This window comes from Haematobacter sp. (assembly GCF_032102465.1).
In the GTDB taxonomy this organism is placed as follows: domain Bacteria; phylum Pseudomonadota; class Alphaproteobacteria; order Rhodobacterales; family Rhodobacteraceae; genus Haematobacter.
The window spans coordinates 20,557-43,033 of record NZ_DAMDHB010000021.1 but is presented as its reverse complement, the minus strand read 5'-3'; the positions used below and the strand labels follow the sequence as shown (position 1 = coordinate 43,033).

The window sequence follows — 22,477 nt, the reverse complement described above, 5'->3', positions numbered from 1 at the left end:
CCGCCCTTGTTCCGTCGGGGTGGTCAGAGTCCCTGCCCCGGCTTGATGTCCTTGAGCTCGATCGCCGTTGCCGGGTCTCGCATCATCTGCTTGATCACATCCTGCCGCTTCACATTCGTCCGATGCCGCAGGGTGAGCACGATTGCCCCGATCATTGCGACCAGCAGCACGAGCGCGGAGGCCATGAACAGGTAAACGTAACGGTCATAGATCAGATGGCCGAGGGCCGCGGTGTTGTGCATGACCTCCGGCGCGGGCGCCGGCGCCATTCGCGCGGCCTCCGCCGTCGGCGCCATCGTCCAGCTTCCGAACGCGATGGCGAGTTGCATGATGATGACAAGGCCGATCAGCAGGCCGAGCGGCATGTACCGCACCATCTCGCTCTTCAATTCCTCGAAATCGACGTCGAGCATCATCACGACGAAGAGGAAGAGCACCGCAACCGCGCCGACATAGACGATGAGCAGCAGCATCGCCACGAACTCCGCCCCGAGCAGGACGAACAGCCCCGCCGCCGCGAAGAAAGCCAGAATGAGCCAGAGAACGGAATGCACGGGGTTCCGGGCCGTCACGACCATGAGACCGGCCACCACCGTGGTGATGGCAAAGAGATAGAAGGCAAAGGTTAGCATCGTCATTCTTCTGTTCCCTTGGCCCCGAAGACGCTCTGCGCGATCTCCAGCGCCCGGTTCATCGACGGCAGCCCGCCGAACATGCCCATCTGGTAGATCACTTCCGCGATCTCCCGCTTGGTCGCGCCCGCTTCCAGCGCGTGGCGGATGGTGAGCTTCAACTGCGGCTCCGCCTGCGCGCCGAGCATGGTGAGCGCGGCGATGATCACGAGCAGGCGGGTCTTGCTGTCCAGCCCCTCGCGGTTGAATGTCCTGCCGAAGGCCATCTCCATGAAGTTCTTGGACATGGTCGGCATCAGCTCGTCGAAGCCCGGCATGCGGAAGTCTTCGAGTGCCGGATTGAGCGAGCGCGCCATCTCCTGGCTGCTTTCCAGCATCGCCTTGAACATGCGGGAGAAGTCGTCGCTCATGTCTGCCTCACCGATATGGAGCGTCAAGCTCGAGATTGCGGGCGATTTCAGCTTCCCAGCGGGCGCCGTTGTCGAGAAGCTTGGCCTTGTCGTAGAACAGCTCCTCCCGGGTCTCGGTGGAAAACTCGAAGTTGGGGCCTTCGACGATCGCGTCCACGGGGCAGGCTTCCTGGCAGAAGCCGCAGTAGATGCACTTCGTCATGTCGATGTCATAGCGCGTGGTCCGACGGGAGCCGTCCTCCCGCGGTTCGGCATCGATGGTGATGGCCTGCGCCGGGCAGATCGCTTCGCACAGCTTGCAGGCGATGCAGCGTTCCTCGCCGTTCGGGTAACGGCGCAGCGCATGCTCACCGCGGAAGCGGGGAGACAGCGGGCCCTTTTCGAACGGATAGTTCACCGTCTCCTTCGGCGCGAAGAAGTATTTCAGACCCAAACCGAAGCCCTTGATGAAATCGGTCATCAGGAAATACTTCGCTGCGCGCGCATAGTTTATGGTGGCCATCAGTGCGCCCTTTCCTTCGGCGTCTGTTTCGTCGGCTGCCTTTTCATCCTCAGCCCCCCATCGACCAGCGGGCCCAGAAGTGACCGAACACTTCGTAACGCGCGAGGAAGGCGATGAGGACGACCCAGATCAGCGACAGCGGAAGGAATACCTTCCAGCCGATCCGCATGAGCTGGTCGTAGCGGTAACGCGGCACGATCGCCTTCACCATCGCGATGAGGAAGAAGAAGAAACACATCTTCAGGAACATCCAGATCGCGCCGTCCGGCAGGCCCGGAATGGGCGAGAGCCAGCCGCCGAAGAACAGGATGGAGATGAGCGCGCACATCAGCCAGATGGCGATGTATTCCGACGCCATGAACAGCAGATACGGCGTGGAGGAATATTCGACCATGAAGCCCGCCACGAGCTCGGATTCTGCTTCGGGCAGGTCGAAGGGCGGGCGGTTCGTCTCTGCCAGGGCAGAGATGAAGAACAGCACGACCATCGGCAGGTGCGGCAGCCAGTACCAGTTGAACAGCCCGGCCGAGCCGCTCTGCGCATGGACGATGGCCGAGAGGTTCAGCGAACCGGTGGAGATCACCACCCCGATGATGATGAGCCCCAGCGACACCTCATAGGAGATCATCTGCGCCGCAGACCGAAGCGAACCGAGGAAGGGATATTTGGAGTTCGACGCCCATCCCCCCATGATCACGCCGTAAACCTCCAGCGAGGAGATAGCGAAAAGGAACAGGATGGCGACGTTGATATTGGCAAGCACCCAGCCATCCGCGAACGGGATCACGGCGAAGCCGAGGATCGCCAGAACGAAAGACAGGAGCGGGGCGAGGAAGAAGACGAATTTATCGGCCCCCGCGGGAACCACGATCTCCTTCAGGACATATTTGAGAGCGTCGGCGAAGGTCTGGAACAGACCCCAGGGACCGACGACGTTCGGCCCGCGGCGCATCTGGACCGCTGCCCAGATCTTCCGGTCGCCATAGACCAGATAGATCAGCGACAGCATCACAAAGGCGACGACCAGAAGGGACTGACCGACGATGAGGACGATGGTCCCTGCGGTGGTGGAAAAGAAGTCAGCCATCTTGCCTCACGTTCATTGACCGTCGGTCATCGCTGGGTCGGCCGGGGAGAGAGACTCGCTCCCTCCGGTCACGCTGCTGTTAACAGCATCCGGCCCGCAGATGCCAGCCCGGATACGGTAGTTGCCGGTGGGGTCGAACCGGATCACGGGACGTTACTCCGCCGCCATGGCCGGCGAGCGCCGGGCGGCGGCGAGAGCAGAAAGCTCCGCCATCAGTTGCGACGCCCGGGCAATGGGGTTGGTCAGGTAGAAGTCCCGGATGACCGGGCGGAAATCGGCATCCGCCGGTGCGCTGGGGTCGAGCGGGGTCCAGGCGTTCTCGGCCACCTCGTCGATGCGCGCCAGATGCGGCACCTCCGCCACCAGCTTCCTGCGCAGGGCAGCCAGCGAGTCATAGGGCAGCGTCGCGCCGAGTTCGGCCGAAAGCGCCCGCAGGATCGCCCAGTTCTCCTTTGCCTCACCCGGCGGGAAACCTGCGCGGAGCGCGAGTTGCGGGCGGCCTTCGGTATTGACGAACAGCCCGGCTTCCTCGGTATAGGCGGCGCCCGGCAGGATGATGTCCGCCCGATGCGCGCCGCGGTCTCCGTGATGGCCCTGATAGATGACGAACGGCCCGGGCGCGATCTCCACCTCATCGGCGCCGAGGCTGTAGATCACCTCTGCCCCGTTCAGCGCGGCATCCATCCCGCCCTCGGTCACCGCGCCGACGTCCATGGCGCCCACGCGGCTCGCCGCAGTATGCAGCACGAGGAAGCCGGAGCCGGTGTTCTCCGCCAGCTGCATCGCCTGCGAGAGCACCGCCGCGCCATCCGCCTCCGTCAACGCCCCCTGCCCGATGACGACGACGCTGGGCTTCGCCTTTGTCTCGTCGGAGATATCCTTGCCCGCAAGCTCCCGCAGCGCGGCGCGTCCCGGTCCGACATGGTCATAGCTGTAGGTTAGGTCGGCGGCGGACCCGATCAGCCCGACCTTCGCGCCGTTGATCCACGCCTTGCGGATACGGGCGTTCAGCACGGGAGATTCGTTGCGCGGATCGGTGCCGATGAGCTGGATCAGCTCCGCATTTTCCAGCTCCTCGATCCGCGCGGTGCCGACGTAGCCCGACCGGTTTCCGGCGGGCAGCTTCGCCCCGTCCGTCCGGCATTCCACATTGCCGCCAAGCCCTTGCACGAGTTCCTTCAGAGCATAGATCGCCTCCACCGGGGCGAGATCGCCCACCAGTGCGGCGACCTTCCTGCCCTTCATCGCGGCGGCGGCCTTCTGCAGCGCTTCACCCCACGTTGCCGGGCGCAGCCTGCCGTTTTCGCGCACATAGGGCCGGTCGAGCCGCTGGCGGCGCAACCCGTCCCAGACGAAGCGGGTCTTGTCGGAGATCCACTCCTCGTTCACGCCGTCATGGTTGCGCGGCAGGATGCGCATGACTTCGCGGCCCTTCGTATCCACCCGGATGTTGGAGCCGAGCGCATCCATCACGTCGATCGTCTCGGTCTTGGTCAGCTCCCAAGGACGCGCGGTGAAAGCGTAGGGTTTCGACACCAGCGCACCGACCGGGCACAGGTCGATCACGTTGCCCTGCATGTTGCTGTCGAGCGTCTGGTTGAGGTAGCTCGTGATCTCGCTGTCCTCACCCCGGCCGGTCTGGCCCATCTGGGTGATCCCGGCGACCTCGGTGGTGAAGCGGACGCAGCGGGTGCAGGAGATGCAGCGCGTCATATGCGTCTCGACCAGCGGGCCGAGGTTCAGATCCTCGGTCGCACGCTTCGGCTCACGGTAGCGGGAGAAATCCACGCCATAGGCCATCGCCTGGTCCTGAAGGTCGCATTCGCCGCCCTGATCGCAGATCGGGCAGTCGAGCGGGTGGTTGATGAGCAGGAACTCCATCACCCCCTCCCGCGCCTTCTTCACCATGGGCGAGTTGGTCTTGACCACCGGCGGCTCGCCGTTCGGGCCGGGACGCAGATCCTTCACCTGCATGGCGCAGGACGCCGTGGGCTTCGGGGGACCGCCGACCACTTCTACCAGACACATCCGGCAGTTGCCCGCGATGGACAGCCGCTCATGGTAGCAGAAGCGCGGCACCTCGATCCCGGCGACCTCACAGGCCTGCAGGATGGTCATCGCGCCGTCCACTTCATAGACGAGGCCGTCGATGGAGATTTTCCTGATATTCGACATCACTTACTCCGCCGCGATCTGCCGGCACCCACGGCTCCGCCAGAGCCGCGCGTCATCCAGATATTTCCACCCGAAGGCATGGTCGCTGTCGCCATGGGCCGTCAGATGGTCCAGCCGCGCCAGACCCTCCTCCAGCGTAGGCCGGTGCCCGGCAGGCACCCACCACATGACGAAATGCATCCGCCCCAGCACCTCAAACCACTCCGCCCGCCGCTCGTAGAAGCTGCGGTGGACGGTGTTCCACACGAAGCGCTCAAGGCTCTCCACGTCCTCCCAGACGGTGAGGTTGGAGACGAAGCGCGGATCGCCCGCAATCTTCGTTTCCGTATTGCCCTTGCCCGGTTCGCCCGATCCTTCCATCATCCACACGAAGCCCGGCATCCGCTTGCCGAGCGTGTTCACCCGGTCCAGCGCCGCCATGAACTCCGCCACGCGCGGATCATCGGTTTCGGCGATCAGCCGTCCGATGTTCAGCTCGGCGAGATGCATCCCCTCGGGCGCCATCGTCACTCCGCCGCGATGGCCGAGACGCGCCCGGTCTTTTTATACTTGATGCGGTCTTCGATCTCGTTGCGGTAGTGGCGGATGAGACCCTGGATCGGCCACGCAGCCGCATCGCCGAGCGCGCAGATCGTGTGGCCCTCGACCTGCTTCGTCACCTGGAAGAGCATGTCGATTTCCTCGACTTCCGCATCCCCGGTGACCAGCCGGTCCATCACGCGCATCATCCAGCCGGTGCCTTCCCGGCAGGGCGTGCACTGACCGCAGCTTTCGTGCTTGAAGAATTTCGCCAGCCGCCAGACCGCCTTGATGACGTCGGTCTGCTGATCCATCACGATCATGCAGGCGGTGCCGAAGGAAGATTTCAGCTCCCGCATGCCGTCATAATCCATGATGGCATCGTCGCACTGGTCCGCCGGGATGATCGGGCAGGACGCGCCGCCGGGGATCACGGCCTTCAGGTTCTTCCAGCCGCCGCGGATACCGCCGCCGTGTTTCTCGATGAGTTCCTTCATCGAGATGGACATGGTCTCCTCGACGACGCAGGGCGTGTTGATATGCCCGGTCAGACCGAAGAGCTTCACGCCCGCGTTGTTCGGCCGCCCGAAGGAGGCGAACCACTCCCCGCCCCGGCGCAGGATCGTCGGCGCCACGGCGATGGATTCGACGTTGTTCACCGTGGTCGGGCAACCGTAGAGCCCCGCACCCGCCGGAAACGGCGGCTTCATCCGCGGCATGCCCTTCTTGCCCTCGAGGCTCTCCAGCAGGGCCGTTTCCTCGCCGCAGATATAGGCGCCGGCCCCGTGGTGCAGGTAGAGATCGAAGTCCCAGCCCGAGCCTGCCGCGTTCACGCCGAGCAGACCGTCCTCATAGCATTCGTCGATGGCAGCCTGCAGCGCCTCCCGCTCCCGGATGTATTCGCCGCGCAGGTAGATGTAGCTCGCATGCGCGCCCATCGCGAAGGAGGCGATCAGCGCGCCTTCGATCAGCGTATGCGGATCGTGGCGCATGATCTCCCGGTCCTTGCAGGTCGCGGGTTCGGATTCATCGGCGTTGATGACCAGATAGGCCGGACGGCCGTCGGATTCCTTCGGCATGAAGGACCATTTCATACCGGTCGGAAAACCTGCCCCGCCCCGCCCGCGCAGGCCCGACTTCTTCATCTCGTCGATGATCCAGTCGCGCCCCTTCTCGATGAGGCCGGCAGTCCCGTCCCAGTGCCCGCGCTTCTTCGCGCCGGCCAGGGAGCGGTCATGCATCCCGTAGATGTTGGTGAAGATCCGGTCCTGGTCCTTCAGCATCTTCTCACCCTTCCAAGGCCCGGCGTTTGCGCCAGACGCGCCATGTGACGATCATACCCCACACGAGGGCGCCGATCGCGGCAAAGTCGATCAGGAAGGCATAGCGGCTGTCCCAGCCCATGCGCCCCCCGACCCATTGCAGAACGAACCAGAGCACCATGGCGGCGGCCATCACGCCGCCCGCCTGTCTGGCCTGCACCGCCAGTGCCCTGTGTGCGTCCTCCGTCATCAGATCTCCCCACGCTCCACCTTGCGGGAATGGTCGGTCTCCCCGCCGGCAGCGAGGATTTTCGCCTGTCCGATCCAATCCTCGCGCAGGGCGCGCCCCTTGAATTCGTGCAGATGCGCATCGATCCATGCCAGATCCTCCGCCGTCCAGGCAGCGATCTGGTCGAAATGGAAGATGCCGAGGTCGTGGAGCATCTTCTCGAGCTTCGGGCCGACGCCGGAGATGCGGAGCAGATTGTCCGCCTCGCCCTCCCGCGGTTCAGGCAGGAAGCCCGGGCGCGTCGGGGCACCACCGCCAAGGATCACGGCATCCTCCGCCGTGACCTTGGGATCGCTTTCCGGCTCCTGGTCTACATCCTTGTCGTCCCGGCCTTCGGGATCGTCACCCGCGACAGGCTGGCCGGGTTCACCCGTCGCCGTGCCGCCGGTGGCGGTGCCCTCGACCTCCGGCCGCCCGACGGTCTCCACGGGCGCTTCCTCGATGGAGATCCCGGTCTCGTCGATCGGATGACCCGCACCCGGGGTGGGCTGGACCTCCTCGCCCCCTTCGACCGGCGCATTGCGGTCGGAACGGTCGAGCCAGGGCGCGTTGAGGGGCACTTCCGTCCCGTCGATGCGCTTGACGGTATCCCCGATGGCAAGCGCGAGCGTCACGGAAGCGTTGCGCTCCGGCCGGTCTTCCGCAAGGTCGGTGAGGCTCGTCAGACCCGTCGCCGGCTCGGAGGAGAAGCGCCCGTTCTGCGGGCCGGGCACCGGAACCTTGCCGGCGGCCAGATCGTCGAGCAGGGCCACGAGCTTGTCCTCGGTGAGGTTCTCGTAATAGTCCTTGCCGATCTGGGCCATCGGCGCACCGGAACAGGCGCCGAGACATTCCACCTCCTCCCAGCTGAACTTTCCGTCCGCCGAGAGTTCATGGGGTTGGGCGTTGATCCGCTTCTTGCAGACCGCCATCAGGTCTTCCGCGCCGCAGATCATGCAGGACGTGGTGCCGCAGATCTGGACATGGGCGACAGTGCCAGTCGGTTGCAGCTGGAACATGAAGTAGAAGGTCGCGACTTCGAGCACGCGGATATAGGCCATGCCCAACATGTCCGCGACATATTCGATCGCGGGCTTTGTCAGCCAGCCTTCCTGCTCCTGCGCGCGCCAGAGCAGCGGGATCACCGCAGAAGCCTGACGCCCTTCGGGATATTTCGAGATCTGCGCCTTCGCCCAGTCGAGGTTCGCGGGAGCAAACTCGAAATGGTTGGGCTGCGCGTGGTAAAGACGGCGTAGCATCAGACGGCTCCGGTCTGGCGGGCCGCGACGGGCGCGGCCAGCTGGCTTTGGGCGGGGCGGCTCACCGGTCCACCTCGCCGAACACAATGTCGAGCGTGCCGATGATTGCGGTCACGTCGGCCAGAAGATGCCCCTTGGCAAGATAGTCCATCGCCTGAAGGTGCATGTAGCCCGGAGCGCGCAGCTTCACGCGGTAGGGCCGGTTGGTTCCGTCGGCGACGAGATAGACGCCGAACTCCCCCTTGGGAGCTTCAACCGCCGCATAGACCTCACCGGCGGGGACATGGAACCCTTCGGTGTAGAGCTTGAAGTGGTGAATGAGGCTTTCCATCGAACGCTTCATGTCACCGCGCTTCGGCGGGGTGATCTTGCCGCGCGCCAGCACATCGCCCGGGGTCTGGCGGAGTTTTGCGATGGCCTGCTTGATGATCTTGGTCGATTCCCGCATCTCCTGCATCCGGCAGAGATAACGGTCGTAGCAATCGCCGTTGGTGCCCACGGGGATCTGGAAATCGAACTCGTCGTAGCACTCATAAGGCTGCGAGCGGCGAAGATCCCAGGCAAGACCGGTGCCCCGCGCCATGACGCCGGAGAAGCCGTATTGCTGGATGTCCTCTTCCGTCACCAGCGCGATATCCACGAGCCGCTGCTTGACGATCCGGTTTTCGGTGATGAGCGCATCCAGAGTGTCGATGAGCTTCGGGAACCTGTCGGCCCAGGCGTCGATATCGTCGATGAGGTCGGGCGGCAGATCCTGATGGACGCCGCCGGGACGGAAATAGGCCGCGTGCAGACGCGCCCCGCAGGCCCGCTCATAGAACACCATCAGCTCTTCGCGGGCGGTGAAGCCCCAGAGCGGCGGTGTCAGCGCGCCCACGTCCATGATCCCGGTCGTGATGACCATGATGTGGTTCAGGATGCGCCCGATCTCGCAATAGAGCACCCGGATCAGGCTCGCGCGCCGCGGAACCACCGTTCCGGTCAGCTTCTCGATGGCCAGGCAGTAGGCATGCTCCTGGTTCATCGGACAGACGTAGTCGAGCCGGTCTAGGTAGGGCAGGTTCTGAAGATAGGTCCGGCTCTCCATCAGCTTCTCGGTGCCGCGATGAAGCAGGCCGATATGCGGGTCGGCGCGTTCCACCACCTCGCCGTCCAGCTCCAGCACCATGCGCAGCACGCCGTGCGCCGCGGGGTGCTGCGGCCCGAAGTTGATGTTGAAGTTGCGGATCTTCTGTTCGCCGGTCAGAGCGTCGTCGAAAGCACCGTCCATCTCAGACCCTCCTCACTTCTTCTCGTCGCCCGGCAGGATGTATTGCGCACCCTCCCATGGCGACATGAAGTCGAATTGACGATATTCCTGCACGAGGTTGACAGGTTCGTAGATCACCCGCTTCTGTTCCTCGTCATAACGCACCTGCGTGTAGCCGGTGGTCGGGAAGTCCTTGCGCAGCGGAAAGCCGCGGAAACCGTAGTCCGTCAGGATGCGCCGCAGATCCGGGTGGCCGGAGAACAGGATGCCGAACATGTCGAACACCTCCCGCTCCAGCCAGTTCGCCCCGGCATGGACCCCGGTGACGGAGGGCACGAGCTCCTCCTCCCGCACCTGGATCTTCACGCGGACGCGCTGGTTCTGGTACATCGACAGCAGGTGATAGACCACATCGAAGCGGGCTTCGCGTTCGGGGTAGTCCACCGCTGTCAGATCGACCAGCGTCGAGAAGCGGCAGTTCGGATCGGTCTTAAGGAACTCCAGAAACGCCACGATGGAACTGCGGTCGGCCTCGACCGTCAACTCGCCGAAATCGACCTTGGTGGACAGGACATGCTGCGGCTGCCGGCTCTGGATATGCTCCGCCAGCTCGGCGAGGGGGGCATCTGCAAGGACTGCGTCGCTCATCTTGCCCTCAACGTGCAATGGTGCCGGTGCGGCGGATTTTCCGCTGCAACTGGAGGATGCCGTAGAGCAGCGCCTCCGCCGTGGGGGGGCAACCCGGGACATAGACATCGACCGGAACGACCCGGTCGCAGCCCCGGACAACCGAATAGCTGTAGTGATAATAGCCGCCGCCGTTGGCGCAGGATCCCATGGAGATCACGTAGCGCGGCTCCGGCATCTGGTCATAGACCTTGCGAAGCGCGGGCGCCATCTTGTTGGTCAGCGTGCCCGCGACGATCATCAGGTCGGACTGGCGGGGCGAGGCGCGGGGTGCCGCGCCGAAGCGCTCCACGTCATAGCGCGGCATGGACATCTGGATCATCTCGACCGCGCAGCAGGCCAGCCCGAACGTCATCCAGTGGAGCGAGCCGATGCGCGCCCAGTTGATGATGTCCTCGGTCGAGGTGAGCAGGAACCCCTTGTCCTGAAGCTCGCGGTTCAGCGCCTGGGTGGCGACTTCGCGGTCAGCACCCGCAGTGTTCGCGCCGGTCATCACTCCCATTCGAGAGCTCCCTTCTTCCATTCGTAGGCAAAGCCAACGGTCAAGACGCCGAGGAAGATCATCATCGACCAGAAGGCCACTTCTGTAAGGCCGCCGAACGCCACTGCCCACGGGAACAGGAAGGCGACTTCGAGATCGAAGATGATGAACAGGATCGAGACAAGGTAGAAGCGGATATCGAACTTCATCCGCGCGTCGTCGAACGAGTTGAAGCCGCACTCGTAGGCCGAGACCTTTTCCGGGTCCGGTTTCCGCACCGCGAGAATCGCAGCCGAAAGCATCAGGACGAGGCCGAGGGCGACGGCAACACCGAGAAAGACGAGGATCGGCAGGTATTCTCTCAGCAGATCGTCCACTGGTGGCTCCTTCGCTGGGATACCGTAGCATCCCGGTTGGCTGCGAAGCGGTTTACCCCTGCCCCCCGCCGGGGTCAACCGACTGCGGCGCAGCAAGCGCCTTCTGCGATCGCAAACGTCGCGTTTTCAGGCACTCGCGCCGGAAAACGGAACCAAACCGATTCCCGGACGTATCCGGCGGCGCATTTCCCGTGGTTTTCAACGAAGAGCCGCGCTCAGGCGTCACGCCAGGCGGGGGGGCGTTTCTCGAAGAATGCGGCGATACCCTCCTCTGCTTCGGCGGTCTCCCAGCGCGCGACAAGTGCGCCTATCGTCGCATCCACCATCTCCGGTGTCACCCCGCCGCCGAGTCGCCGCACGAGAGCCTTGGAATCGGCCACCGCCCCCGGCGCGGCAACGAGATAGGGGGCCACCTCCGCCTCCACCGCCGCATCCAGCTCTTCGGGCGGCACCACGCGCGACAGCAGGTCGAGCGACAGCGCCTCCTCCGGGCCGAAGATGCGGGGAGAGAAGAATACGCGCCGGGCACGCGCCGCGCCGAGCCGCGCAACCACATAAGGCCCGATCGTCGCCGGGATCAGCCCGAGCCGCACCTCCGTCAGACCGAGCTTCAGCCCCGTCACTCCGATCGCGGTATCACAGACGGAGATCATGCCGAGCCCGCCGCCGAAGGCCTGCCCCTGAATGCGGCCGATCAGCGGCTTCGGCAGGCGGTCCAGCAGGCCCAGCATGTCGGCGAGCCGCCGTGCCTCCCGCGCCCGCTGCGTCGCATCGGCCCGCATCTGCTCCCGCATCCAGCCTAGGTCACCGCCTGCACAGAAACTCTCGCCTTCCGCCGCGAGGATCACCACCCGGACTGACGGGTCTTCCCCGAGCCGCCGCGCCGCCTCGGACAACTCATCCATCATCTGCGCCGAAAGCGCGTTATGCCGTTCGGGCCGCGCGAGGGTCAGCGTGGCGACACCGCGCGCGTCGATCTCGAGGCTTATGGTCTCAAGGGGGGTGGTTTCAGGGCGGGTGGCCTCAGGGCGGGTGGTCTCGGTCATCTCGGCATCTCCGTTTCGGACAGGATCAGGGCAAGGGAGGGGCGGTCGAGCCGGGGGTCGCGGGGGGCGTCCCCCGCGCGCTGGACGCCGTTGGGCCGGGCGGGGTCAGGCGGCTTCGGGACTGCGAAGGTTCCGGGCCATCTGCGCCGCTTCGGCGATGACCGTGCGGTCAAGGCCGGTCCGCCAACCGCCCTCCTCCAGAAACGCCACGGCGGCTTCCGTCGCGACATTGCCCTTGGCCCCCGGCGCATAGGGGCAGCCGCCAAGACCGCCCACCGCCGCGTCGAAGACCCTCACGCCCAGTTCCAGCGATGCAGCGATATTGTCGAGCGCGCGTCCCGCCGTGTCGTGGTAATGGCCCGCCAGCCGCTCCGCGGGCAGTTCCTGCAGCACGGCTTCCAGCATTGCGCGGATCGTCTCCGGCCTGCCTTGCCCTATCGTGTCGCCAAGGCTCACCTCGTAGCAGCCCATGTCGCGGAGCGCCGCCGCGACACGAGCGACGTGGGCGGGCGGTGTCGGCCCGTCATAGGGGCAATCCGTCACGCAGGAGATGTAGCCGCGCACGGGAATGCCGTCGGCCTTGGCTGCCGCCGCGACCCCCTGCATGCGTTCGATACTCTCCGCTATCGTCGCGTTGATGTTCGCCTTCGAGAACCCCTCGGAGGCCGAGCCGAACACCGCGACCTCGTCCGCCCGCGCGTTCCTTGCCCCCTCATAACCCTTCAGATTGGGCGCAAGGGCCGCGTAACTGATGCCCGGCACCCGGCGGATGCCGGCCAGCACCGCCGCCCCGTCCGCCATCTGGGGCACCCATTTCGGGCTGACAAAGCTCGCCACCTCGATCCGGCGGTAACCGGCGGTGGAGAGCAGATCCACCAGCGCGATCTTTTCCGCCGCCGGGATCAGGCGCTTTTCATTCTGCAGCCCGTCGCGCGGGCCGACCTCGAAGATCTCGACGTCACGCATTCGGCGCCTCATAGAAATCGCGGGTGTAGATTTCGGCCTCGCCATCCTCTTCCAGCGCGCGGCGGAAGGCGGGGCGCGTCTCGAAGTGATGCAGCCAGCGGGAGGCGGAGGGAAAGGCATCGAAGCGCACGAAACGGCGCGCCATCATGACGCCGTAGCCCACCTGCACATCCACCGCGGAAAAGCCGGAGGGCAGCAGAAAATCTCGGCCTTCCAGACCCCGCTCCACCACCTCCACCGTCTTTTCGAGCCGCTTGGCCTCCAGCCGCATCACGGTGGGGGAGCGCATGTGATCCTCCCGCAGCACGATGTGCTGCTGTGTCAGGTTGGCAAGATGCTGGCCGATGGTTTCCGCGAAATGCAGCCATTCCAGCCAGTCCGCCCGTTCCACGTCCCCCGGGGCGCGCCCAAGCTGCGGGGCGCGCGTCTCGCACAGATATTCGGTGATCGCGCCGGATTCGAACAGCCGCCGCCCGTCGATCTCCAGCGCCGGAACCCGCCCTGCCGGGGACAGGGCGAGATAATCGGGCGACCGCAGGGACTTGTCGAGCATGGAGTGTATAATGACCTCCGGCTGCTCCCCCATTTCCAGCAGGAGCCAGAGGATGCGGAACGAACGCGCCTGCGGAACGTGATGGAGCCGGATCATGCCTCCTCCTCCAGCAGGATGAGCGGCGCGCCGGCCTCCACCTGCGATCCCTCGCCGGCGAGCACTTCGGCCACGGTGCCGTCCCGCCCCGCGGCGAGGGTGTGCTCCATCTTCATCGCCTCCAGCACGGCGAGCCGCTGGCCTTTTTCCACCGTCGCCCCGGGCGTCACGAAAACGGCCTTCACCAACCCCGGCATCGGCGCCAGCACGGCATTGCCGCCTGCACCGCCCTCTGCGGCACGGGCAAGCTGATCAACGGGCCGCGCGATATGAGCGGCATGGGCAAAGAGCGCGACGCCCGCGGAGAGCGGCACGATCCGCACCTCCGCCTTCTCGCCGTCAACCCACCACTGCCCCTGCCGCAATGTGCACTCGTGGATGACCTCACCGATCTCCACCCGGAAATGATCGGGCGCGAGCGGCAGCACCACGGCGCTCCGGTCCTCGCCATCCAGCAGGAGGGCGACGGTCTGGCGGAGCGGCGTCCAGAGCGTGAAGCCGGTGTGCGCATTCCCGCCCCCCGCAAGACCCGCCACGGCAAGCGCGGCCAGCGGCGCGACCGCAAGCGGTGCGGGCGGCGGGGCGGTGAGGTCCGCCAGATCCCGCGCGATGAGGCCGGTATCGACCTCCCCCGCCGCAAAGCCGGGATGGCGCGCCAGTGCCGCGAGAAACGCAAGGTTGGTGACGCTCCCCGCCACCTCCGTGCCCTCCACCGCCGCGGCCAGACGCGAAAGCGCAATCTCCCGGTTCGGGCCGTGGACGATGATCTTGGCGATCATCGGATCATACCACGGGCTGATCGCATCGCCCGGCCGCACACCGCTGTCGGCCCGCACACCGGCCGGGAAGGCAAGATGTTCAAGCCGCCCCGTCGCGGGCAGAAAGCCCGCGGGGACGTCCTCCGCGTAAAGCCGTGCCTCGAAGGCATGACCGTGAATGGCAAGGTCGCTCTGCCGCGCGGGCAGCGGCTCGCCCGCCGCCACGCGGATCTGCCACTCGACAAGGTCGATGCCGGTGATGGCCTCCGTCACCGGATGCTCCACCTGAAGGCGGGTGTTCATTTCCATGAACCAGAACCCGTCAGGGCGCAGCCCGCGAGACCCGTCCACGATGAACTCGATGGTGCCTGCACCGGCATAGCCGATGGCGCGCGCGGCTTTCACCGCCGCCTTGCCCATGGCGGCGCGCATTTCCGCCGTCATGCCGGGGGCCGGAGCTTCCTCGATCACCTTCTGGTGGCGGCGCTGGAGCGAACAGTCCCGCTCGAACAGATGAACGGCATCGGTGCCGTCGCCCAACACCTGCACCTCGATGTGGCGGGGCTTTTCGACGTATTTCTCGATCAGCACGTCGGGATTGCCGAAAGCGGTGCGCGCCTCCCCCTGGGCGGAGGCCAGCGCATCGGCAAAGGCGTCGGGCGTCTCCACCAGCCGCATACCCTTGCCGCCGCCGCCCGCCACCGCCTTGATGAGCACGGGATAGCCCACTTCCGCCGCCGCCTCTGCCAGTCGGGCCGCGTCCTGATCCGCGCCGAGATAACCCGGCACCACGGGCACGCCCGCCTCCTGCATCAGCCGTTTCGCGGCATCTTTCAGGCCCATCGCGCGGATGGCGCTGGCCGAGGGGCCGATGAACACCAGCCCTGCCGCGGTGACGTCATCGACGAACTCGGGGTTCTCCGACAGGAAGCCGTAGCCGGGGTGGATCGCCTCTGCGCCTGTCTGCCGCGCGGCGGCGATGATGCGGTCGCCGCGCAGATAGCTGTCAGCCGGCTTCGGGCCACCGATATGGACGGCCTCATCGGCCATGGCCACATGTTTCGCCCCGGTATCCGCATCGGAATAGACGGCCACCGTCGCGATCCCCATGCGGCGGGCGGTCTCCATGACGCGGCAGGCGATCTCGCCCCGGTTGGCAATCAGGATCTTGCGGAACATCATTCCCTCCCCAGCGCCGTGCAATGCAGGCGCGCCTGTTCCTCGGAGAAGCAGCAGAAGATCACGTCGAGCGACGCCTGCGCTTCCCGCACAGTGTTGACGGCGATCCCTGCGGCGGCCCCCGCGGGATAGCCGTAGATGCCGGTGGATATGGATGGAAAGGCGATGGAGGCGAGGCCAAGCTTCTCCGCCTCCTCCAACGCGCGGAGGTAGCAGGAGGCGAGCAGTGCGGCCTCCCCCTCCGTCCCGCCCCTCCAGACCGGGCCTACCGCATGGATCACGTAGCGGGCGGGCAATCGGTAGCCCTTCGTGACCTTCACCTCTCCGGTTTCGGCCCCGCCGAGGGTCCGCGTCTCGGCCAGCAGCTCTGGCCCGGCGGCACGGTGGATCGCGCCATCCACGCCTCCGCCGCCCAGAAGCGAGCGGTTCGCGGCATTCACCAGGGCATCGACATGGAGTGTGGTGATATCGGCCACGACAACCGAGAGGCGGCCCTCCTGACAATGCGGCGTCATCCCGCCGCCCCCGCGCTCAGACCGGCGATCAGGCCCGCGCTCAGATCAGGCCGCCGCACCAGCCCTGCCTGCGCCCGCCATCGTAGGCCCGCGCCAGCCCGCTTCCCACCATGATCGCGGCGAGGGGTCTGCCGTCCAGCAGAACCGTCGCCAGCGACCGCCCGTAGAGATCGCGGGAGCCGATCCGCACCTCGATATGCTCCGCCCCCCAGAGCTTCCAGCGGAGCAGCCATGTCGCGGCAACTGCCCTTGCGAATTCGGAGGGGCAGCCGGGGCTGAACAGCTCCGGCGTGTCGAAGCCGCGCAGCCGCGTGTTCACCAGACCGCGGGTCAGGCAGGCGAGCTTCAGCGTATCCCCATCCGTGACTGACCAGATGCGGCAGGTCTTGCCATTGCCCTCGTGGATGGGCTTGACCACCGCCATGCCCATATCCAGCCCGGCCGGTCCCAGTGTCGCCAGCAGGACAAGAAACAGCAGCCGCGACCGCAGCCGAAGAGCGCGGCGAAGCATCCGCGGTGGAGAAAGAAGCGTGAACATCGCCCCGCTTCTGACCGGTCGCACCGGCAAAGGCAACCCGCTCCGGCGAAATCCGCCGATGCTTTCGACTGCCTGTGGAATCCGCTGGTTGCGCGGGGTTTCTCATCCCATGCCTCACATGCGGAACACGCCGAAGCGCGTCTGGCCGACAGGCGCGTTCAGGCTCGCCGAGAGGCTGAGGGACAGCACATCGCGCGTCTTGCGCGGATCGATGATCCCGTCGTCCCACAGCCGGGCGGAGGCATAGAGCGGGTGGCTCTGCCGGTCGAACATCTCGATGGTGGGGCGCTTGAACGCGGTCTCCTCCTCCGCGCTCCAGCTCCCGCCGGTGCGTTCGATACCTTCGCGCTTCACCGTTGCCAGCACACCCGCCGCCTGCTCGCCACCCATGACGGAAATGCGCGAGTTCGGCCATGTCCACAGGAACCGCGGCGAATAGGCCCGCCCTGCCATGCCGTAGTTCCCCGCCCCGAAGGAGCCGCCGACCAGCATGGTGATCTTCGGCACTTCCGTCGTGGCGACCGCGGTGACCAGCTTAGCCCCGTGGCGGGCGATGCCTTCGCTCTCGTACTTCCGCCCCACCATGAAGCCGGTGATGTTCTGAAGGAACACCAGCGGAATGCCGCGTTGCGAGCACAGCTCCACGAAATGCGCGCCCTTCACGGCGGATTCGGAGAACAGCACCCCGTTGTTGGCGATGATCCCCACCGGAATCCCGGTGACATGGGCAAATCCCGTCACCAGCGTCTCGCCGAACCGCGCCTTGAACTCGTCGAAGCGGGAGCCGTCCACCACGCGGGCAATGACCTCCCGGATGTCGTAGGGCGTCTTCAGATCGGCGGGCACGACGCCAAGGATCTCCTCCGGGTCATAGGCCGGTTCTTCGCTGGACTGCATCGTCACGGTAAACGGCTTCGTGCGGTTCAGCCCCGCCACGGCCTGCCGCGCCAGCGCCAGTGCGTGCGTGTCGTCCTCCGCCAGATAATCGGCAACACCCGACAGGCGCGTGTGCACGTCCCCGCCGCCCAGATCCTCGGCCGACACGACCTCCCCCGTCGCCGCCTTTACCAGCGGAGGGCCGGCGAGGAAGATCGTGCCTTGGTTCTTCACGATGATCGTCACGTCGGACATGGCCGGCACATAGGCCCCGCCTGCGGTGCATGACCCCATGACGACGGCTATCTGCGGGATGCCCTTCGCGCTCATCCGCGCCTGATTGTAGAAGATGCGGCCGAAATGCTCCCGGTCCGGGAAGACCTCGTCCTGCTGGGGCAGGTTCGCGCCGCCCGAATCCACCAGATAGACGCAGGGAAGATGGTTCTCCTCCGCGATCTCTTGCGCACGGAGGTGCTTCTTCACCGACATGGGATAGTAGGTGCCGCCCTTCACCGTCGCATCATTGCAGACGATGAGCACCTCCTGCCCCGCCACGCGCCCGATCCCGGCGATCAGCCCCGCGCAGGGGGCGGCATTGTCATACATGCCATGCGCGGCGGTCGCGCCGATCTCCAGAAAGGGCGAGCCGGGGTCCAGCAGGTTCGCGACACGTTCCCGCGGGGCCATCTTGCCCCGAGACACATGGCGGGCGCGGGCTTTTTCGCCGCCCCCAGCCGCGGCCAGCGCCGCGGCCTCCGCCGCCGTTTCCAGCAGGGACAGGTGGGCGGCCCGGTTGGCGCGGAAGCCTTCAGAAGCGGTCAGTGCCGCGGAGACGAGTTTCATGGCGCCCTCCTCAGGCCGTGACCGACATCAGTTCCCGCCCGATCAGCATACGGCGGATTTCGCTGGTGCCCGCCCCGATCTCCATGAGCTTCGCATCACGGAACAGGCGGCTCACCACGCTGTCGTTCAGAAATCCCGCGCCGCCGAAGGCCTGCACCGCCTGATGCGCCTGCACCTGCGCCTGCTCGGAGGCGTAGAGCACGCAGGCGGCGGCGTCCTGCCGTGTCACCTCACCCCGGTCGCAGGCTTTCGCCACCTCATAGACATAGGCGCGGGCAGTGTTCATCGCGGTGTACATGTCGGCGATCTTGCCCTGCATGAGCTGGAAGCTCCCGATCTCCTGCCCGAACTGGCGGCGTTCATGCATATAGGGCATCACCTCGTCCAGACAGGCGGCCATGATCCCCGTGCCGATACCCGACAGCACCACCCGTTCGTAGTCCAGACCCGACATCAGCACCCGGACGCCCTTGCCTTCCCCGCCCAGAACGTTCTCGAAAGGCACCTCCACGTTCTCGAACACCAGTTCCGCGGTGTTGGAACCGCGCATCCCCAGCTTGTCGAAATGCCGGGAGGTGGAGAAGCCGATCATGGTCTTTTCGACGATGAAGGCCGTCATGCCGCGGGATCCGGCCTCCGGGTCGGTCTTGGCATAGACGACCAGCGTATCGGCATCCGGCCCGTTCGTGATCCAGTATTTCGTACCGTTCAGCACGTAATAGCCGTTCCGCTTCTCGGCGCGCAGTTTCATCGACACCACGTCGGACCCGGCTCCCGCCTCCGACATGGCGAGCGCGCCGACATGATCACCGGAGACGAGCTTCGGCAGGTATCTGGCCCTTTGCTCCTCCGTGCCGTTCAGCTTGATCTGGTTCACGCAGAGATTGGAATGGGCGCCATAGGAAAGCGAGACACTGGCCGATGCCCGCGCGATCTCCTCCACCGCGATGACATGGGCAAGGTATCCCATCCCCGCCCCGCCATATTCCTCGGACACGGTGACGCCCAGCACGCCAAGGTCGCCCAGTTCCTTCCACAGCGGCGCGGGAAATTCGTTCGTGCGGTCGATCTCTGCCGCCATGGGCTTCAGCCGCTCCTGCGCCCAGCGATGGACCGCCTCGCGCAGCGTTTCGATATCCTCGCCCAGATCGAAGCGCATCGACGCCATGAACATCCCGATTCCCTCCCCGGAATTGAACGTGTGTTCAATAAATATCGCTGGCCTCGCACCCGGTCAATCGCGCAAATGATCGGGCCGAAATGGAGACCCCCATGCGCCGTATCGTTATTGCCCTTTCGATGTTGTTCGCGGCCACCGCCGCCTTTGCCGAAGAGGTCGGCCGCATAGGGGTGGACTGGATGGGGAATGATGTGGTGGTGGAGGCGTTCGACGACCCGAAGGTGCAGGGCGTGACCTGCCATGTCGCCTACTTCAGCCGGTCAACGATCGACCGTCTGCGTCAGGGCAACTGGTTCGAGGATCCGTCGAACTCCGCCATCTCCTGCGGCAAAGTGGGGCCGGTGACGCTGGGAGACATCGAAAAGGGACCAAAGGGAGAGGAAGTCTTCAGCGAGCGGCGGTCGATCATCTTCAAATCGCTGAAGGTGCGCCGGATATATGATGAGGCGCATCGCACGCTGATCTATGTCTCGCATGGCGATCAGGTGGTGGAGGGGTCCGCCAAGATGGCGATCTCCACCGTACCGCTCGACTGAAATACCGCTGCAGCGCACATGAAAACGCCGGCCGGATATGCCCGGCCGGCCTTTCTTGCAACCCTTGGATCAGCTTTTCCCGTGCGAGGATTCGCCGCCCTTCCGGCCCGCTTCTGACGCGCGTTCGCGATCATTGGCGAAGTTCCCGGGGTTGGACGACTTGGAGCCGCCTTGCTGACCACCCTTGTTGTGATCCATATCCTGCTTCATCTGGCCGCTCTTCTTGTCCTTGTCGGACGAGCCATGTTGATTGGTTGCCATTGTGAGTTCCTCCAACTCCTCGCCAGTCTGGCTGGCAGGATAACAACAGCGGGCGAGCGGCGATGTTCCTGATCGCCGAAGCGGTCGCGAAAAAGAGATCACAGCGGCAGAAGGCGCTCCAACAACTCCGGCAGTGCGGCATAGTCATCGAGCAGGGCATCCGGCTCCAGCCGGGCGATACCGGGGCCTTCGGGACCGAACGTGACCAGCACCACAGGCACGCCCGCCGCCCGCGCGGTGTTCCGGTCCGTCACCGTATCCCCTACAAGAAGCGAGCGGCCGACCTCCCCCCCCGCGCGGAGGACGGACTGCCGGTAAGGTTCCGGGTCGGGTTTGCGGCTGGCAAGCGTGTCGGCGCCGATCAGCGACTGGAACAGTTCCCGCACGCCGAGCCGGACAAGAAGCGTCTCCGCCAGCCCCTCGGGCTTGTTGGTGCAGATGCCCACCCTGTCCCCCCTCCGGCGGAGCGCCTCCACCGCCTCTACCGCACCGGGATAGAGGCGGGTGTGGCGGTCGATATCCTCACCATAGGCCCTGAGCAGCAGGGGGAAATCGGCATCCACATCCGCCTCGCTCCATTCCCGCCCCAGCCGCGAGAGGCCGAGCCGGAGCATGGCGCGCCCCCCTGCGAAAGCCGTTCCGGTATCCGCGACGGGATCAAGCGGCGACCCCTCCCCCCGCGCCTGGAAACAGGCGTTGGCGGCAGCGATCAGGTCGGCGGATGTGTCCGCCAGCGTTCCATCCAGATCGAAGATCACCGTCCGCATCCATCGCTCCTTGAAACGTCCCGTAAATTCATGTGATGGCCCGCGCTCTTGCGGCAGGCGAGGCTCTCGGTAAAACGGGCGCGACAGGAAGGGAAGATCAGACGTATGGCGACGGCACTCATCGTTCTGGCAGCAGGTCAGGGAACGCGAATGAATTCGGACCTGCCCAAGGTTCTGCACGAAGTGGGGGGCGCGCCGCTTGTGGTCCATGCGCTGCTCTCCGCCGCTCCGCTGGAGCCGGAGCGCAGCGTGGTCGTGACAGGCCATGGCGGAGCTGCGGTTGCCGGCGTCGTGGAGGAGTTTGACGAGCATGTCCGCACCGTGGAGCAGGCCGAACAGCTCGGCACCGCCCATGCCGTGCTGCAGGCCGCGCCGATGCTGGAGGGCTTCGCCGGCAACGCCATCGTGCTCTACGGCGATACGCCCTTCATCCGCGCCGAGACGCTTGAGGAGATGCTCGCCGCACGGAAGCAGCACGATATCGTCGTGCTGGGCTTCGAGGCGGCGGATCCCGGACGTTATGGCCGTCTGGTGATGGAGGGCGACACCCTGCTCCGCATCGTTGAATACAAGGATGCGACGGAGAGCGAACGCCGGATCGGGCTGTGCAACAGCGGGGTGCTCTGTGCCGATGCGGCCACGCTGTTGCGGCTCGTCTCCGAGGTCGGCAACGAAAATGCGGCGGGCGAATACTACCTGACCGATATCGTGGCGCTCGGGCGGGCGCAGGGGCTGTCCGCCACCGCCGTCACCTGTGCGGAAGTGGAGACGATGGGCGTGAACACCCGCGCCCAGCTCGCCACGGCGGAGGCCGCCTTTCAGGCCCGCGCCCGCGGGGAGGCGGCGGAGAACGGCGTGACGCTGCTCGATCCCGCAACGGTGCATTTCTCCTGGGACACCGCCATTGGCCGTGACACCGTGGTGGAGCCGAACGTGATCTTCGCGCCGGGCGTCACGGTGGAATCCGGCGCGCGTATCCGGGGTTTTTCGCATCTGGAGGGATGCCACGTCTCGGAAGGCGCGACGGTCGGGCCTTTCGCCCGGCTCCGCCCCGGTGCGGAACTGGCGGAAGGGGTCCATGTCGGCAACTTCGTCGAGATCAAGAACGCCACCATCGCGCAGGGCGCCAAGGTCAACCACCTCACCTATATCGGCGATGCGAGCGTGGGTGAGGAGACGAACATCGGCGCGGGCACCATCACCTGCAACTACGACGGCGTGAACAAGCACCGGACGGAGATCGGAGCGCGTGTGTTCATCGGATCGGACACCATGCTGGTCGCCCCCGTGCGGATCGGCGACGATGCGATGACCGCGACCGGCTCCGTCATCACGGCGGATGTTCCGGCAGGCGCTCTCGGCGTCGCCCGCGCCAAGCAGGAGGTGAAGCCCGGCTTCGCCCTGCGGTTCTTTGATCGGCTCCGCGCAGCAAAGCGCGCCAAGGGAGGCAAGTGA

25 protein-coding genes are annotated in these 22,477 nt (G+C 65.6%); 2 read left to right on the top strand and 23 right to left on the bottom strand.

The annotated features are described in order from the left end of the window. Positions 1-23: 23 nt before the first annotated feature. The 21 genes from RT513_RS13490 to RT513_RS13390 all read right to left on the bottom strand — a co-directional run bounded on the left by RT513_RS13490 (position 24) and on the right by RT513_RS13390 (position 19,452). On the bottom strand, positions 24-632 hold the full coding sequence (locus RT513_RS13490; RefSeq protein WP_088215028.1) for an NADH-quinone oxidoreductase subunit J: 609 nt from the start codon (positions 630-632) through the stop codon (positions 24-26). A 2-nt stretch (positions 633-634) separates the two neighbouring features. Beyond that, the gene (locus tag RT513_RS13485) at positions 635-1,042 is read right to left on the bottom strand and encodes a carboxymuconolactone decarboxylase family protein (protein WP_035713892.1); all 408 of its coding nucleotides are present in this window, start codon (positions 1,040-1,042) and stop codon (positions 635-637) included. A 7-nt stretch (positions 1,043-1,049) separates the two neighbouring features. After that, positions 1,050-1,544, bottom strand: coding sequence for an NADH-quinone oxidoreductase subunit NuoI (gene nuoI, locus RT513_RS13480; RefSeq protein WP_035713893.1), 495 nt, complete (start codon positions 1,542-1,544; stop codon positions 1,050-1,052). A 49-nt stretch (positions 1,545-1,593) separates the two neighbouring features. Beyond that, positions 1,594-2,631 carry an NADH-quinone oxidoreductase subunit NuoH gene (nuoH, locus tag RT513_RS13475; protein WP_290691241.1) on the bottom strand — a complete coding sequence of 346 codons (1,038 nt, stop codon included), beginning with the start codon at positions 2,629-2,631 and terminating at the stop codon, positions 1,594-1,596. 153 nt (positions 2,632-2,784) lie between these two features. After that, positions 2,785-4,806, bottom strand: coding sequence for an NADH-quinone oxidoreductase subunit NuoG (gene nuoG / locus RT513_RS13470; protein ID WP_290691239.1), 2,022 nt, complete (start codon positions 4,804-4,806; stop codon positions 2,785-2,787). A 3-nt stretch (positions 4,807-4,809) separates the two neighbouring features. Further along, positions 4,810-5,310 (bottom strand): DUF3291 domain-containing protein, encoded by a 501-nt coding sequence (locus RT513_RS13465; RefSeq protein WP_088214811.1) that lies wholly within the window; start codon positions 5,308-5,310, stop codon positions 4,810-4,812. Between the two features lie 2 nt (positions 5,311-5,312). Further along, on the bottom strand, positions 5,313-6,608 hold the full coding sequence (gene nuoF, locus RT513_RS13460; protein WP_088214810.1) for an NADH-quinone oxidoreductase subunit NuoF: 1,296 nt from the start codon (positions 6,606-6,608) through the stop codon (positions 5,313-5,315). A 4-nt stretch (positions 6,609-6,612) separates the two neighbouring features. Then, a complete protein-coding gene (locus RT513_RS13455) occupies positions 6,613-6,837 on the bottom strand; it encodes a DUF5337 domain-containing protein (protein WP_088214809.1) in 225 nt (74 codons plus the stop codon). Further along, positions 6,837-8,114 (bottom strand): NADH-quinone oxidoreductase subunit E, encoded by a 1,278-nt coding sequence (locus RT513_RS13450; RefSeq protein WP_290691234.1) that lies wholly within the window; start codon positions 8,112-8,114, stop codon positions 6,837-6,839. The genes RT513_RS13455 and RT513_RS13450 overlap by 1 nt, the downstream gene beginning before the upstream one ends. A 61-nt stretch (positions 8,115-8,175) precedes the next feature. After that, complete coding sequence (locus tag RT513_RS13445) at positions 8,176-9,384, bottom strand: NADH-quinone oxidoreductase subunit D (protein ID WP_035745142.1); 1,209 nt, start codon at positions 9,382-9,384, stop codon at positions 8,176-8,178. A 12-nt stretch (positions 9,385-9,396) separates the two neighbouring features. Further along, entirely contained in the window at positions 9,397-10,011 is a 615-nt protein-coding gene (locus RT513_RS13440; RefSeq protein ID WP_290691231.1) for an NADH-quinone oxidoreductase subunit C, read from the bottom strand. 7 nt (positions 10,012-10,018) lie between these two features. Then, complete coding sequence (locus tag RT513_RS13435; RefSeq protein ID WP_179209136.1) at positions 10,019-10,552, bottom strand: NuoB/complex I 20 kDa subunit family protein; 534 nt, start codon at positions 10,550-10,552, stop codon at positions 10,019-10,021. Further along, positions 10,543-10,908 carry an NADH-quinone oxidoreductase subunit A gene (locus RT513_RS13430; protein ID WP_035745146.1) on the bottom strand — a complete coding sequence of 122 codons (366 nt, stop codon included), beginning with the start codon at positions 10,906-10,908 and terminating at the stop codon, positions 10,543-10,545. The genes RT513_RS13435 and RT513_RS13430 overlap by 10 nt, the downstream gene beginning before the upstream one ends. 215 nt (positions 10,909-11,123) lie before the next feature. After that, a complete protein-coding gene (locus RT513_RS13425; protein WP_290691226.1) occupies positions 11,124-11,954 on the bottom strand; it encodes a crotonase/enoyl-CoA hydratase family protein in 831 nt (276 codons plus the stop codon). Positions 11,955-12,059: 105 nt separating this feature from the next. Then, positions 12,060-12,920 carry a hydroxymethylglutaryl-CoA lyase gene (locus tag RT513_RS13420; protein ID WP_290691224.1) on the bottom strand — a complete coding sequence of 287 codons (861 nt, stop codon included), beginning with the start codon at positions 12,918-12,920 and terminating at the stop codon, positions 12,060-12,062. Continuing rightward, the gene (locus tag RT513_RS13415) at positions 12,913-13,569 is read right to left on the bottom strand and encodes a glutathione S-transferase family protein (RefSeq protein ID WP_290691221.1); all 657 of its coding nucleotides are present in this window, start codon (positions 13,567-13,569) and stop codon (positions 12,913-12,915) included. Before RT513_RS13415 ends, RT513_RS13420 begins: the two co-directional genes overlap by 8 nt. Then, entirely contained in the window at positions 13,566-15,506 is a 1,941-nt protein-coding gene (locus RT513_RS13410) for an acetyl/propionyl/methylcrotonyl-CoA carboxylase subunit alpha (protein ID WP_290691219.1), read from the bottom strand. The genes RT513_RS13415 and RT513_RS13410 overlap by 4 nt, the downstream gene beginning before the upstream one ends. Continuing rightward, entirely contained in the window at positions 15,506-16,021 is a 516-nt protein-coding gene (locus RT513_RS13405) for an O-acetyl-ADP-ribose deacetylase (RefSeq protein ID WP_290691216.1), read from the bottom strand. Before RT513_RS13405 ends, RT513_RS13410 begins: the two co-directional genes overlap by 1 nt. A gap of 40 nt (positions 16,022-16,061) precedes the next feature. Further along, the gene (locus RT513_RS13400) at positions 16,062-16,559 is read right to left on the bottom strand and encodes a thermonuclease family protein (protein ID WP_088214800.1); all 498 of its coding nucleotides are present in this window, start codon (positions 16,557-16,559) and stop codon (positions 16,062-16,064) included. Between the two features lie 114 nt (positions 16,560-16,673). Beyond that, positions 16,674-18,278, bottom strand: coding sequence for a carboxyl transferase domain-containing protein (locus RT513_RS13395; protein ID WP_088214799.1), 1,605 nt, complete (start codon positions 18,276-18,278; stop codon positions 16,674-16,676). 10 nt (positions 18,279-18,288) lie between these two features. Continuing rightward, positions 18,289-19,452 (bottom strand): isovaleryl-CoA dehydrogenase, encoded by a 1,164-nt coding sequence (locus tag RT513_RS13390; RefSeq protein WP_290691211.1) that lies wholly within the window; start codon positions 19,450-19,452, stop codon positions 18,289-18,291. A gap of 98 nt (positions 19,453-19,550) precedes the next feature. Here RT513_RS13390 and RT513_RS13385 point away from each other — a divergent pair, with 98 nt between their 5' ends. Beyond that, the gene (locus RT513_RS13385) at positions 19,551-19,994 is read left to right on the top strand and encodes a CreA family protein (protein WP_088214797.1); all 444 of its coding nucleotides are present in this window, start codon (positions 19,551-19,553) and stop codon (positions 19,992-19,994) included. Positions 19,995-20,063: 69 nt separating this feature from the next. Here RT513_RS13385 and RT513_RS13380 read toward each other — a convergent pair whose 3' ends face one another. Beyond that, positions 20,064-20,255: a general stress protein gene (locus RT513_RS13380; protein ID WP_035713935.1), complete on the bottom strand. Its 192-nt coding sequence runs from the start codon at positions 20,253-20,255 to the stop codon at positions 20,064-20,066. Positions 20,256-20,353: 98 nt separating this feature from the next. After that, the gene (locus RT513_RS13375) at positions 20,354-21,022 is read right to left on the bottom strand and encodes an HAD-IA family hydrolase (protein ID WP_290691208.1); all 669 of its coding nucleotides are present in this window, start codon (positions 21,020-21,022) and stop codon (positions 20,354-20,356) included. A 105-nt stretch (positions 21,023-21,127) separates the two neighbouring features. Between RT513_RS13375 and glmU the strand changes: the two genes are divergently transcribed. Further along, positions 21,128-22,477, top strand: a complete 1,350-nt coding sequence (glmU, locus tag RT513_RS13370; protein ID WP_290691205.1) for a bifunctional UDP-N-acetylglucosamine diphosphorylase/glucosamine-1-phosphate N-acetyltransferase GlmU — start codon at positions 21,128-21,130, stop codon at positions 22,475-22,477.